General features: G+C 62.2%; 9 protein-coding genes and 2 tRNA genes. 3 read left to right on the top strand and 8 right to left on the bottom strand.

Going from position 1 to position 13,394, the window contains the following annotated elements; genetic code table 11:
* The first annotated feature begins 35 nt into the window (after positions 1-35).
* A complete protein-coding gene (locus SJY12_RS01870; RefSeq protein ID WP_397505820.1) occupies positions 36-1,472 on the top strand; it encodes an MFS transporter in 1,437 nt (478 codons plus the stop codon).
* Between the two features lie 30 nt (positions 1,473-1,502).
* Here the strand turns inward: SJY12_RS01870 and SJY12_RS01865 are convergent.
* The 5 genes from SJY12_RS01865 to thyA form a co-directional block, all read right to left on the bottom strand.
* Positions 1,503-1,579, bottom strand: a tRNA-Asp gene (locus tag SJY12_RS01865).
* 227 nt (positions 1,580-1,806) lie between these two features.
* Positions 1,807-3,120, bottom strand: a complete 1,314-nt coding sequence (locus SJY12_RS01860; RefSeq protein ID WP_397505819.1) for a dihydrolipoamide acetyltransferase family protein — start codon at positions 3,118-3,120, stop codon at positions 1,807-1,809.
* A 5-nt stretch (positions 3,121-3,125) separates the two neighbouring features.
* Positions 3,126-4,187 (bottom strand): alpha-ketoacid dehydrogenase subunit beta, encoded by a 1,062-nt coding sequence (locus SJY12_RS01855; protein WP_397505818.1) that lies wholly within the window; start codon positions 4,185-4,187, stop codon positions 3,126-3,128.
* Positions 4,184-5,488 (bottom strand): 3-methyl-2-oxobutanoate dehydrogenase (2-methylpropanoyl-transferring) subunit alpha, encoded by a 1,305-nt coding sequence (locus SJY12_RS01850; protein ID WP_397505817.1) that lies wholly within the window; start codon positions 5,486-5,488, stop codon positions 4,184-4,186. The genes SJY12_RS01855 and SJY12_RS01850 overlap by 4 nt, the downstream gene beginning before the upstream one ends.
* A gap of 79 nt (positions 5,489-5,567) precedes the next feature.
* A complete protein-coding gene (thyA, locus tag SJY12_RS01845) occupies positions 5,568-6,500 on the bottom strand; it encodes a thymidylate synthase (protein ID WP_397505816.1) in 933 nt (310 codons plus the stop codon).
* Positions 6,501-6,638: 138 nt separating this feature from the next.
* Between thyA and SJY12_RS01840 the strand changes: the two genes are divergently transcribed.
* Together SJY12_RS01840 and SJY12_RS01835 are read left to right on the top strand one after the other, a co-directional pair.
* Positions 6,639-6,715, top strand: a tRNA-Pro gene (locus tag SJY12_RS01840).
* A 160-nt stretch (positions 6,716-6,875) separates the two neighbouring features.
* Complete coding sequence (locus SJY12_RS01835) at positions 6,876-8,924, top strand: hypothetical protein (RefSeq protein WP_397505815.1); 2,049 nt, start codon at positions 6,876-6,878, stop codon at positions 8,922-8,924.
* Positions 8,925-9,089: 165 nt separating this feature from the next.
* Here SJY12_RS01835 and SJY12_RS01830 read toward each other — a convergent pair whose 3' ends face one another.
* The 3 genes from SJY12_RS01830 to SJY12_RS01820 are packed head-to-tail and all read right to left on the bottom strand — an operon-like array spanning position 9,090 to position 13,381.
* Positions 9,090-9,728, bottom strand: coding sequence for a cation diffusion facilitator family transporter (locus SJY12_RS01830; protein ID WP_397505814.1), 639 nt, complete (start codon positions 9,726-9,728; stop codon positions 9,090-9,092).
* Entirely contained in the window at positions 9,725-10,096 is a 372-nt protein-coding gene (locus SJY12_RS01825; protein ID WP_397505813.1) for an STAS/SEC14 domain-containing protein, read from the bottom strand. The genes SJY12_RS01830 and SJY12_RS01825 overlap by 4 nt, the downstream gene beginning before the upstream one ends.
* A 21-nt stretch (positions 10,097-10,117) precedes the next feature.
* Positions 10,118-13,381, bottom strand: a complete 3,264-nt coding sequence (locus tag SJY12_RS01820) for an efflux RND transporter permease subunit (RefSeq protein WP_397506625.1) — start codon at positions 13,379-13,381, stop codon at positions 10,118-10,120.
* Positions 13,382-13,394: the final 13 nt, after the last annotated feature.

The following is a 13,394-nucleotide window of genomic DNA, read 5'->3' as shown; positions in this document are numbered from 1 at the left end:
CTGCCCTAGCCTCGTTGCGGGATAGGGAGAGGGCATTGACCCAAACTGAAGGCGCGACCGGGAAAGCCCCGGTGTGGCTGAAGCTGGCACATGGATCGGGCGCCGCAGCGTTCGGGATCAAGAACGGCGGCTTCGATTATTTCCTGTTGCTGTTCTACGGCACGGTCATCGGGCTCGAACCCGGTCTGGTGGGACTCGCGATCCTGATTGCGCTGGTGGTCGACGCGATCAGCGATCCGCTGGTAGGCTACTGGTCGGACAATTTTCGCAGCCGCTGGGGGCGGCGGCACCCCTTCATGTATGCGGCCGCGCTGCCCGTCGCACTGAGCTATTTCCTGCTGTGGAACCCGCCCGACTGGGGGCAGACCGGGCTGTTCGTCTATCTGACCGTCCTCGCGGTCCTTATCAGAACCTTCATCACCTTCTACGAAACACCCAGCTCGGCGCTGATACCCGAACTGACCACCGATTATGCCGATCGTACGAGCCTGCAGGCCTATCGCCTGCTGTTCGGCTGGTCGGCGGGAACCGGGATGAGCGTCGTGATGTTCGGCGTGCTGCTGACCGGTCCGCTCGGCATGCGCGATCCGGATGCCTACGCCACCTATGGCATCATCGCCTCGGTGCTGATCTTTGCGACCATCATGATGTCGGCGCTGGGGACGCACAGCCGCATTCCCTATCTCCACCAGCCAGTCGAGACGGGCGAGCGCTACAGCGTCGGCCGCATCTTCCGCGAGATGCTGCAGACGCTGAGCGAGAAGAGCTTCATCGCGCTGTTCCTGGCGACCATGCTGTTTGCCATCGCCAGCGGGCTGTCCGCCGCGCTGGCCTTCCTGATGCTCAATTACTTCTGGGGCTTCAGCGAATACCAGATCTTCATCTGGACCTGCTCGGTGTTTATCTCCGCGTTGCTGGGCTTCGTGCTCGCCCCTTGGGCGACGCGCAGGCTGGGCAAGAAGCGCGCGACGATCCTGCTCGGGGTGCTGGCCTTCACGATCCAGCCCATGCCCGTGCTGCTCCGGCTGGCCGGGCTGATGCCCGAAAACGGCGATCCGCTGCTGTTCCCGCTGGTGCTGGGCGTGAATGTGATCGACCTGGCGCTAATTATCGCGGTCCAGGTGGTGTCCTTTTCCATGATCGCCGATCTGGTCGAATCCAACGAACTGCGCACCGGGCGGCGATCCGAAGGGGTCTATTATGCTGCGGTGACTTTCACGCGAAAGACTACACAGGGTCTGGGCGTGCTCGCCGCCGGGCTCATCCTGTCCTTCGTGAACTTCCCCGAAGGAGCCGAGCCGGGCAGCGTCGCGGCGGACACGCTGTGGAATCTCGGTGCGCTCTACGCCCCCGCGATCCTCGCGGTCTACCTCGCCGCGCTGCTGTGCATCGCGCGCTATCGCATCGACCGGAACGCGCATGAGGAAAACCTGCGCCGGCTGGCGCAAACCCGCAAGGGCGCGGCAAGCTGATGGACATCGAGTTGCAAGGAAATTCCCAAGTGGCGCGAGTGACGGGACTCGAACCCGCGACCTTCGGCGTGACAGGCCGACACTCTAACCAACTGAGCTACACCCGCGCAGCCACTTGGGAGCCGCGCATCTACGGGCGGGTCCGATTCCTGTCAACGAAGATTTGTCCCTTTTTTCGAACTTTTTTCCCAGGCGGCAATCCGCCTCTCTATTTACCGCAAAACCGCCGAATTCCGCGCGTTTTTACCGCACCATCGCAATGAAAAGGGCCCCCGGACCGATCGTCCGGGAGCCCCCTTTAAGTCGATGCTGCAATTGACCTCGGAAAGGGCCGTCAGTCGATCAGGATCAAGGCCGGCGTTTCGAGAAGGCGCTTGAGCGCCTGGACGAAACTCGCCGCGTCCCAGCCATCGACCACGCGGTGGTCGCAGCTGATCGAGATATTCATCAGCTTGCGCTTCTCGATCCGCTCGACGCCATCGCTGCCAGTGACATACATCGGGCGTTCGATGATGCGGTTGGGCCCGATGATGGCCACCTCCGGACGGTTGATCACTGGCGTGGTCGCCACCCCGCCGAGCGGACCCAGCGACGTCACCGTCAGCGTGCCGCCCTGCATTTCTTCCGATTTCGCAGTGCCGCTGCGTGCCGCCTCGGCGAGGCGCGATATCTCGTTGGCAAGCTGCCACAGGTTCTGCGCCTGCGCATTGCGGATGACGGGGACCATGAGGCCGGCATCCGTCTGCGCCGCCATGCCCAGGTTCACCGCGCCGTGGCGCGTCACGACGCCGGCTTCGTCGTCGTAACGGGCATTGATCATCGGGAAGTCGGGCAGCGTCTTGCAGATCGCAGTGATCAGCAACGGCAGGATGGTCAGCTTGGGCTTGTCGCCGCGGTTGCTGTTAAGCTGCGCGCGCAGCACTTCCAGATCGGTGACGTCGCATTCCTCGACATAGGAGAAATGCGGAATGTTGCGCTTCGATGCGGCCATGTTCTCGGCGATGCGGCGGCGCATCCCGATGACCTTCTTCTCCTCATCCGCACGCGGCGCGGCGGCGGCGCCATAGCCTGCATTGTAGGACAGGAACTGGTCGAGATCGCCGTGCCGGACGCGGCCGTCCTCGGCTGGCTTCACCTGCGCGAGATCGACGCCGAGGTCCTTGGCGCGCTTGCGCACCGCGGGCGTGGCGAGAACCTTGGCGTGCTGGACCGGCTCGGGCGCGGGCGTCGGCGCAGGAAGCGGCTCCGGCTTTGGATCGGCGGCGAGCGCATCGTCGGCATCGGACGCATCCGAGTTTTCGACCTCGATCCGTTCCTCGACCGCCTCGTCCTTCGGCGCGGGTGCCGACGCGGGCGCGGAATCGGTTGCAAGCGCGGCTTCCTCGACGACATCCTCAGGCACTTCGCCCTCGACCTCGATGACGACGAGCATCGAGCCGATCGACACCATGTCGCCCTCCCCACCGGCGATCTCGAGGATCTTGCCGTTCACGGGGCTTTCCATCGGCACGGTGGCCTTGTCGGTCATCATGTCGACGAATTCTTCGTCTTCGCTGATCTGATCGCCGACCTGCTTGTGCCATTGCACAATCTCGGCCTCGGCGATGCCTTCGCCGATATCGGGCATGATGAAGGTGAATTTCGCCATGGGGATCAGTCCTTGAGGATCTTGTCGATGGCCTCGCCGATGCGGATCGGGCCGGGGAAATAGGCCCATTCGAGGCTGTGGGGATAGGGCGTGTCGAAGCCGGTCACGCGTTCGACCGGGGCTTCGAGATGATAGAAGCAGCGTTCGGTCACCAGCGCGGAAAGCTCCGCGCCGAAACCGCTCGTGCGGGTTGCCTCATGCACGATCAGGCAGCGCCCGGTGCGTTCGATCGAGGCTTCGATCGCTTCGATGTCGAGCGGAACCAGCGTGCGCAGGTCGAGGATGTCGGCTTCGACGCCCTTCTCGCGGCATACCGCCTCGACAACATGGACCATCGTGCCATAGGCGAGGACGGTCAGCCGGTCGCCTTCGGTGACCTGCCGCGCCTTGCCCAGCGGGATCTTGTAATAGCCTTCGGGCACGACGCTGGCGTCGAACTTCTTCCACGGCTGAACCGGCTTGTCGTAATAGCCCGAGAACGGGCCGTTGTAGATGCGCTTGGGCTCGAAGAAGATGACCGGGTCGTTGTCTTCGATGCACGCGATCAACAGCCCCTTGGCGTCGTAGGGCGTGGCCGGGATAACCGTTTTGAGGCCCGAAACATGCGTAAAGATCGCTTCTGGGCTCTGGCTGTGCGTCTGCCCGCCGAAGATGCCGCCGCCAAAGGGCGAGCGGACGGTCATCGGTGCGACATATTCGCCCGCCGAGCGGTAACGCAGGCGCGCCGCCTCGGAGATCAGCTGGTCGAGCCCGGGGTAGATGTAATCGGCGAACTGGATCTCGGGCACCGGGCGCAGGCCATAGGCACCCATGCCCACCGCCACCGCGATGATCCCGCATTCGTTGATCGGCGTGTCGAACACGCGTGTCTTGCCGTATTTGTCCTGCAGCCCCGCGGTGCAGCGGAAGACGCCGCCGAAATAGCCGACGTCCTCGCCCATCACCACGACATCGTCGTCGCGGCCCATCGACACGTCGAGCGCGTCGTTGATCGCCTCGATCATGTTGAGACGGCGTTCGCCGTCCTGCGTGCCTGCGGGCATGTCCTTTGTTTGGGTCTCGCTCATGCCTCGGGCAGTCCTTCGGGAAACTTGGTCTTGCGCTCGTGCACCGCCTGGTCGGCCTGCTCGCGCAGGTGCCAGGGAAGCTCTTCGAAGACGTCTTCGAACATGGTGCGGAACGGGTGATGCAGGCCGTGGCCGAGGATACCGTTGGCCTCGGCTTCCTTGGTCACCTTCTTGACGTGCTCGGCCGCCTCGAGGTCCATCTTCTCCTGCCGCTCTTCGTCCCATTCGCCAAGCGCGATGAGGTGGTTCTTGAGCCGCATGACAGGATCGCCGAGCGGCCATTCGCTGCGCTCCTGCGCGCTGCGGTAGCCGCTGGGATCGTCCGAGGTGGAATGCCCTTCGGCGCGATAGGTAAAGAACTCGATCAGCGTCGGCCCGGCATTGGCCCGCGCGCGATTGGCTGCCCAGCGTTCGGCGGCATAGCAGGCCAGTGCGTCGTTGCCGTCCACCCGCAGACCCGCAAGGCCGTAGCCCAGCGCGCGCGCAGCAAAGGTGGTGCGCTCCGCCCCGGCGAAACCGCTGAAGCTCGAGATCGCCCACTGGTTGTTGATAACATTGAGGATAACCGGTGCATTATACACCGTCGCAAAGGTGCAGGCCGAATGGAAGTCGCCTTCCGCGGTGCTGCCCTCGCCCACCCAGGTCGCGGCGATCCGGCTGTCGCCCTTCATCGCGCTGGCCATCGCCCAACCAACCGCCTGCGGGGTCTGCGTCGCGAGATTGCCGCTGATGGTGAAGAAGCTGTGCTCGCGGCTCGAATACATGATCGGCAACTGGCGGCCCTTCAGCTTGTCGCCCTTGTTCGAGTAGATCTGGTTGATCATCTCGATCAGCGGGTAGCCGCGCTGGATCAGGATGCCCTGCTGGCGGTAGCTGGGGAAGACCATGTCGTCCCCCGCCAGCGCCATCGAGGCGGAGACGCTGGTTGCCTCCTCGCCGGTGCACTTCATGTAGAAGCTGGTCTTGCCCTGCCGCTGCCCGCGGAACATACGTTCGTCGAACGCCCGCGTCATCGCCATGTGGCCGAGCATGGCGCGCAGCGTATCGGGATCGAGCTTGGGATCCCACGGCCCGTGCGCCTTGTCGTCATCGCCCAGCACGCGGACCAGGCCATAGGCAAGGTCGCGCATCTCCGCAGGGTCGCACGCCTCGTCGGGCCGCGCCATGCTGCCCGCCTCGGGCACGTCGATATGCGAGAAATCGACCGTGTCGCCCGGCCGGAACTTGGGTTCGGGAACATGCAGCGAGAGTGTCGGGCGGTTTTCGCCTTCCGCTGCACTACCCTGGAGCCTGTCGGCCATAGAATTGTCTCCCAGACGCAATCTTACGCTTAAGCGTTATTTTATTTCACAGATGGGAAACGGTCAAGGGATGGCCGGATCACACCGCGACGGGCGCCTTGATCGGCCCGTGCGGCGTATAGTCATGAACCACGAAATCCTCGATCGTGTAATCGAAAATGGAGGGCGGACGCCGCATTATCTCAAGGCGTGGGCGGCCCTGCGGTTCCCGCGACAGCTGCTCCGCGATCAGCGCTTCGTGGTTGAGGTAGAGATGCGTGTCCCCGCCCGTCCAGACGAGCTCGCCCGGTTGAAGGCCGACCTGTTGCGCGATCATCCGGGTCAGCAGCGCCGCCGACCACAGGTTGAACGGCAGGCCCAGCGCGACATCGCAGCTGCGCTGGTAGAGCAGGCAGTTGAGTTTCGTCTCCTCGCCCCCGACATGGAACTGGTAGGTCTTGTGACACGGCGGCAGCGCCATCGCGTCCAGCTCGGCGACGTTCCAGCCCTCGATGATATGCCGCCGGCTGCCCGGATTGCTGCGCAGCGATTCGACCACCTCAGCAACTTGGTTGATCCCCGGTCCCGGCCGGAAGCTGCCGTCGCTCTGCGCTTCATAGGTCGGCCAGTCGACCCATTGCTTGCCATAGACCGGGCCAAGGTCGCCCCAGCGCGCGGCGAAGGCCTCGTCGTCGGCGATCCGCTGGACGAATTCCTCCAGCGAGACCTGCTCGCCCGTCTCCGCGACATAGCGCGCATGCGGCCATTCGTTCCAGATCTTGACCCCCTGCAGCACGAGCGGGCGGATATTGGTGTTGCCGGTTAGGAACCACAGCAATTCGCGCGTCGCGGTCTTCCAGTAGACCCGCTTGGTCGTCACCAGCGGCATGGCTCCATCGGCAAGGTCGAACCGCAGCATCGCGCCGAAGACTGACCGCGTGCCCACGCCGGTCCGGTCCATGCGTTGGTCACCCTCCGACCATATGCGGCGCATGAGATCGAGATACTGCTGTTCGGGATGCGATTCGGACACGGAAGGCTCGTTTTGCTGCGGAAAATCCTCCTAGGCACAAATTGCCCAAATTGCCCGCTTGCGTGTGCCGCAATCCCCACCTATAGGGCGCGCCTTGCTTCGCACCCGCCGCTTCACGAAGTCGCGGGCCGATCCGGTCGGGGAGTAGCTCAGCCTGGTAGAGCACTGTCTTCGGGAGGCAGGGGCCGGAGGTTCGAATCCTCTCTCCCCGACCAATTTTCGTCGTTTCCGACAATAAACCCCAGAATTCCGCCGTTTTCCTTCAACCGAGGAAATCGGTCGGGAATCCTGCGCGCCTATTGTGCCACAAATTGTGCCACAGATTGTGCCCGCATCGTGCCCCGTCCCGCTCCTCGCAGCCGAGGTTCACATGGCATGGCTCTCTATCGTCGCGGCTCCATATTCTGGTGGAAATCCCGCCTGCGTTTTGGTTCTGTTCCAGCGCGTCCTACAACCGTCAGACTGTCGCTGCGCACGGCGAGCCCCCAGCAGGCCCGTTCGCGTGCAGCCGAACTCGATCTGGCGAAGGACGCAATGATGGAACAGATGCCGTTACTGAGGCGCAGCATGAAGGCGGACGACATGCCCGCGCTCTACAAGCAGGCCTTCGAGCGTGAGCTCGACCGGATCATCATGTCCCAGTTCCAGGAACCGGGCCGGGTCGATGATCATCTGGCCTTCAATCGCCACTACGCCTGTTACTTTTCGCTGCTGGCCACCGAACCGCAGCTGCTCGATGCGAGCATGGAAAGCCATCAGGAACTCGTAGCGCGTGGTCTTGGCGAGAACGATGCTGATGCACTTTCCGCCATAGCAAGCCGTCACAAGCACCAGCGCCCGATTTCGCCCGGACAACTCGCGGATGACCTGCGCATCCAAGGTTTAGAGCCCAACGAGCGAAACCTTGCTGCTTGTGCGCGGATTGCAGCTGCGGCCTATCGAAATGCCAATATCGAGGCTTGCGAAGAGCTGGGATCACCGTTGCCGGAAGGCGATGTCTGGCCGTTGCCGAAACATCTGGAACGGCTTGCTCATGCCGAAGCAGTGCCCGCAGTTCTCGCTCCGGTTCAGCTCGCGCATGAAACGTTGGATGAGGCACCCGCAGCTACAAATGCGAGGTCTTCGCCATTCGTAGCTCCGCCGCTTTCCGTCTACGCGAAGGAAGCTTTGCGGAAGAAGATCAAGGACGGGGCGTGGGACAAGGGACGCAAGCGCGATATCGAAGGTGCGGTAAGGATATTCATCGCGGCGAACGGAGACATCCCCGTAAACGCCATTACCCAGAAGCACCTCATCGACATGAAAGACCTCTTTCCCCGTCTTCCTGTCGTTTACGGACGGGCGCGGAACGATGAAAACGGCATGGAAGTCAGGGAAACAATCGAGGAAGCGCTCGAACGCGGCGATGCCCTGCGAAGAAGATGGGATGAAGATCCCACCGCCGCCGATGCCGAGGGGCTTCCTTACGTAGGCCTGTCGCTCGTCACGCAGCGCAAGCACATGACGTGGATCAGCGCCCTGATCACGCACCTTGAGGGTCATGATCCGGATCTTGCTCCCAAGGGTCTGAATTTCACCGCGGTTCGCAAGACCTTGGTCAATCCGAAGAAACAGGGCGAGCGTCAGTCGGTCAAGAACAACCAGAAGCGGAACGCCGGTCGGTTGCCGTGGCATCCCGACGAATTGCGGAAAATGCTTGAAACCCCCGTCTGGTATGGATGCGCCGGTTTGTGGCAGCGGTTCGAACCGGGCGATGAAGTAATCCATGACGGCAGTTATTGGGTGCTGCCGCTGGTAATCTCCACGCTCGCACGGTCCGACGAAATTGCAGGCTTGTCTGTTTCCGACGTCGTTCTCGACGATGAGGTTCCCCACCTCCATATCCGGGAAAACAGCCTGCGACGCATCAAGACAGTCTCTTCAACCCGGCGTGTTCCGATCGCGCGAAAGCTGCTCGATCTTGGCTTTGGCGAATACGTGACAGCGATGAAGGAGGCCGGTCATCGCGCTCTCTTCCCTGAGTTCGTGCACCCGACGATGGATTCCGACAAGTGCTTCTACAAGGACCTTTTCGGCCCTCTGCGCACACTGGTGTTCCCGAATGGGACTTCCCGAAAGAGGGGCCGCAAGGACGTAGACGTTCCCTCTATTCGCACTCTGGGCTTCAACATTCTTCGCGACAAAGAGGATGAGACCGGGCTCAAAATATTCAACAAAGCGCACCGGCAAGGCCTTGGCGGGCACGAGCCGAATGATACGGAAGGAAAGCATTACGACGAAGATTTCGAGCCTTGGCAGCTCGTCGAACTGGTCGAAGTGCTCTCAGGGTTGTTACCCGATATCCCGAGGCGATCGCTTAACCTCAGGCCGCGGGAATATCAGAAATTCGGCAAGCCCAGAGGTCGACCAAAGAAGCGACGATAGGTAAGGATGTGCGCGTCTGCTACGCGCCCAAAAATCAGTCGTTCAGCACGTTCTCTGAAACTGCCAATACCGGACATTCCTAGCTAGAATGCGCCTGATCGTAGCCGAGGCTTTCCTCGCGGTAGCTACGACCGGTGCGTCTTACGTTTCAGCCATGTTTTCTATTTATCGACCGAATTCGTCGCCCTTGTGGTGCTCGGTGCCTTCCTCATCATGCACATCCATGTGCGCATCGCGCAGGATGTCGATGCCCCCCCAGAGAGCGATCCCGGCAACCGCGATTCCGACCAACAGATCGGGCCAGTTCGCGCCGGTCAGCATGACGATAATCCCGGCGATGATGATGCCGCCATTGGAGATGAAGTCGTTGAAGCTGAAGGTCGTGGCCGCGCGCAGGTTGACGTCCTTCGCCTTCATCTTCTGCAGCAACCGCAGGCAGATCAGGTTCACCACAGCGGCTACTGCCGCCATGGCCATCATCATGAGACCGCCGGGCTCTGATCCCTCGACGAAGCGCCGGACGGCATCGGCGATGACCCCGCCGGCGAAGACGAGGAGCATGATGCCGGAAAAACGGGCGGCTCCGCGTTTCCAGGTCCGCGACCGGGTGAGCGCCAGCAGACTGAGCGCGTAGACGATCGCATCCGACGAATTATCGAGGCCGTTCGCGAGCAGTGCGTTGGAATCGGCGAAGTAACCGACTATGAAAAATCCTATCGCGATCGCCACGTTCAGCCAGAGGACGATCCACAGGGTGCGGCGCTTCTCGGCGGAGCCGAGATCGACGCCGTGGTTGCCGCTCATGCCGTGTTCCTTTCGTCTCTGGCCCAGTTCTCAGCGATATCGCGTTCGGAAGGCATGAAGAATCTCATCTCGGCGCGGAAATGCGGATCGGAGAGCTTCGTGCCCCACTCTTCCCACTTGCTGCCGCCGATGATCGCAATCCGGCCGAAGCTGTCCTTGTGCTTCATGTCGAACTTGAGATCGCGCCAGATGCCGCCGAGATCCCAACCCGAAGAATCGGGGGCAAGCTCGATAACCATCGGGACCGTTCCTGGCTCGCGCGCTGCAATGCGCTCGAATTGGGGAACGAAGCGATCATAGTCCGAACTGCTGAGGGCACCCCCGGCGAATATCCTGACCAGGCCGCTCTCTTCATCGATTTTCAGCATTTGCCTCCTGCACTCCAGTCGTCACGCGATGTCTGTCAGCTCTCGCTGTTCTTCACGCGTCACATTGCGGCGCAGCCGCTCCCACCATTTCTCCCGCCAGCTGCGCTCGTCATCCGAGCGGTTCAGCACGAGGCGGGCGATCGCCGGCAATACGAACAGCGTCAGCGCCGTTGCGGTAATCAGTCCGCCGATAACCACCGTAGCCAATGGACGTTGAACTTCGGCGCCGGTTCCGGTGGCGATGGCCATTGGCACGAAGCCGAGCGAAGCCACCAGCGCGGTCATCAGCACCGGTCGCAGACGTGCGAGCGCACCATCGGCAATCGCCTCGTCCAGCGGCATCCCGCTGTCGAGACGCTGCCGGATCGCGGTCATCATGACGAGACCGTTGAGCACCGCCACGCCCGAGAGCGCGATGAAGCCCACTGCGGCCGATACCGAGAAGGGCAGCCCCCTCAAGGCAAGTGCGAAGACCCCGCCAGCCAAGGCCATGGGAATGGCACTGAACACGGCAAGCGCCGGAACCCATCCGCCCAGAGCCATGAACAGCAAGAGCAGGACTAGTGCGAAGCAGACAGGCACTACGACCGCGAGGCGAGCCTGAGCGGCCTGCAAGTTCTGATACTGACCACCCCATTCTATGAAGGATGCGGGCGGCATATCGACCTGAGCCGAAACTCCCTCCTGCGCCTCTTCGACGAAGGAGCCGAGATCGCGCTCACGCACGTTTGCCGACACGATCACGAGCCGGCGCCCTTGTTCACGTCGCACCTCGGCGAGGCCATCGACCACATTGAAATCGGCTAGGGTCCTGAGGGGAACCGTGACACCGTTTTCAAGCACGATCGGCAGAGCACCGAGCTGGTCGAAATCGTCGCGCGCCGCATCTTCGAGACGCACTACGACATCGAACCGGCGATCGCCTTCGAACACGAGGCCCGCCGGACGTCCACCAAGTGCGATGGCGACCGATTGGGCCACGTCTTCGACCGTCAGCCCGTAGCGCGCGATGGTGGGACGATCGAAAGCGATGTCGAGGGTCGGGAAGCCCGTCACCTGTTGCACCTTGACGTCTGCCGCGCCCTCCACGCCGCGCAGCACGCCCGCCACATCGCCTGCCGCTTCGGTGAGTGCGGTAAGGTCATCGCCGTAGAGCTTGACCGCGACATCGCCGCGCACACCGGCGATGAGCTCGTTGAACCGCAGCTCGATTGGCTGGCTGAACTCGTAGAGGTTGCCAATCAGGTCGCCGAGAGACTCCTCTATTTCTGCGATCAAGGCGTCCTTGGACAAGCTGGGGTCGGGCCATTCCTCACGCGGCTTGAGGATCACGTAGGAATCCGAAATGTTGGGCGGCATCGGGTCGCTGGCGACCTCTGCCGTGCCTGTTCTCGAGAACACCAGCTCGACCTGCGGAAACCTCTCAATGCGGTCCTCGACCTGTCGTTGCATAGCAAGCGAACGTTCCAGCGAGGTCGAGGGAATTCGAAGCGATTGCACCGCTATGTCGCGTTCGTCGAGCTGCGGCGTAAATTCACTACCGAGAAACCCGAAGATGACAGCCGCGACCGCAAAAATACCGACCCCTGTGCCTATAACCGGCCAGGGCCGTGCAATGGCCTTGCGAACCGCTGGCCCATAACGCTCCTTTGACCAGCGAATGGGCTTCACTTCCTTTTCGGTCAGCTTCTTGTTGAGCAGCACCGCGATCATCGCCGGAACGAAGGTCAGCGACAGCACGAAGGCCGAAGCCAGCGCGAGCATCATCGTGATCGCCATTGGCGAGAACGTCTTGCCTTCGACCCCGGTAAATGTCAGCAACGGGGCGAAGACGAGGAAGATGATCGCCTGCCCGTAAACGGTCGGTTTGATCATTTCCTGCGCCGCCAGACGCGTTTCGGTCAGCCGCTCCCCTAAAGTAAGCAATCGGCCTTCCCGGTGTTGCCGCGCCGCAAGCCGCGCGACGCTGTTTTCGACGATGATGACCGCACCATCGACGATCAGGCCGAAGTCGAGAGCGCCCAAGCTCATCAGATTGCCCGAGACGCCGAGCCGGTTCATCCCCGCCGCCGCCATCAGCATCGACACCGGGATGACCAGTGCGGTGATAATCGCTGCGCGGATATTGCCCAGGAGGAGGAACAGGACGGCGATCACCAGCAATGCGCCTTCGAGCAGGTTCTTCTCAACCGTCGAAATCGTCGCATCGACGAGCGAGGACCGGGTGTAGACGATCTCGGCCACCACTCCGTCCGGGAGCGACGCGCGGACCTCTTCGAGCCTTGCTGCCGCTCCGGCTGCGACGGTGCGGCTGTTCTCACCCGCGCGCATCAGCACGGTTCCCACCACCGCCTCTTCACCGTTCAGTGAAGCAGCACCGGTTCGCAAGTCGCCGCCGATCTCCACTTCGGCCACATCGCCGATGCGGATGGGCACGCCCTCGCGGGTCGCAATGACGGCTTCTTCGATGTCGGCAATGCTGCCCAGCCTCGCATCGACGCGGACGAGCAGGGCTTCATCGGCGCGATCCACGAAATTGGCCCCTGCGGCCAAATTGGCGGCTGCGAGCGCGTCGATCAACGAATCGAACGACAAGCCGTAGCCCGTCAAACGCGCAGGATCGGGTTGAACAAGGAATTGCTTTTCGAACCCGCCAATTGAATCCACGCCGGCCACGCCGTCGATAGAGCGCATCAGCGGTGCGACCACCCAGTCCTGCACAGTGCGCAGATAGGCCGCCTTCGCCACTTCGCTTTCGAGGCGGTCACCACGTTCGGTGATGAAGCTGCCGTCGGACTGCCAGCCTGTCCGGCCGCCAGTGGTAGCACCCTTGCCACCAGGGTGCTCATACTCGATCGTATACATCAGCACTTCGCCAAGGCCGGTGGAAATCGGCCCCATGGTGGGTTCCGCTCTCTCGGGCAGCGAAGCTCCAATCGGTGCGAGCCGCTCGTTTACCTGCTGGCGGGCAAAGTATAGATCGGTGCCCTCCTCAAAAATTGCGGTGACCTGGCTGAAGCCGTTGCGCGAGATCGAGCGGGTCATCTCCAGTCCCTCGATCCCGGCGAGACCGGTTTCGATTGGAAAGGTCACCTGCGTCTCGACCTGGGCAGGCGAAAGCGCGGGCGCGCTGGTGTTGATCTGGACCTGCGTGTTGGTGATGTCGGGGACAGCATCAATAGGCAGGCGCAGAAGGTTGAACGCGCCGTAAATCGCCGCGAATACGGTCAAGACGATGATCGCCCAGCGAAAACGCACGGCAATATCGAGAACCATCCCGATCAGGCCATGGCGGTGA

The organism is Qipengyuania sp. R86523 (genome assembly GCF_044596365.1).
Taxonomy (GTDB): Bacteria; Pseudomonadota; Alphaproteobacteria; order Sphingomonadales; family Sphingomonadaceae; genus Qipengyuania; species Qipengyuania citrea.
Note: the sequence above shows the minus strand (reverse complement) of the source record. Positions and strands in the feature narration are given on the sequence as shown.

Bases quoted from the DNA above. Each gene is read 5' to 3' on its own strand.
- SJY12_RS01860 (WP_397505819.1), bottom strand. From the start codon at position 3,120: ATGGCGAAATTCACCTTCATCATGCCCGATATCGGCGAAGGCATCGCC.
- SJY12_RS01855 (WP_397505818.1), bottom strand. From the start codon at position 4,187: ATGAGCGAGACCCAAACAAAGGACATGCCCGCAGGCACGCAGGACGGC.
- SJY12_RS01850 (WP_397505817.1), bottom strand. From the start codon at position 5,488: ATGGCCGACAGGCTCCAGGGTAGTGCAGCGGAAGGCGAAAACCGCCCG.
- SJY12_RS01835 (WP_397505815.1), top strand. From the start codon at position 6,876: ATGGCTCTCTATCGTCGCGGCTCCATATTCTGGTGGAAATCCCGCCTG.
- SJY12_RS01830 (WP_397505814.1), bottom strand. From the start codon at position 9,728: ATGAGCGGCAACCACGGCGTCGATCTCGGCTCCGCCGAGAAGCGCCGC.
- SJY12_RS01825 (WP_397505813.1), bottom strand. From the start codon at position 10,096: ATGCTGAAAATCGATGAAGAGAGCGGCCTGGTCAGGATATTCGCCGGG.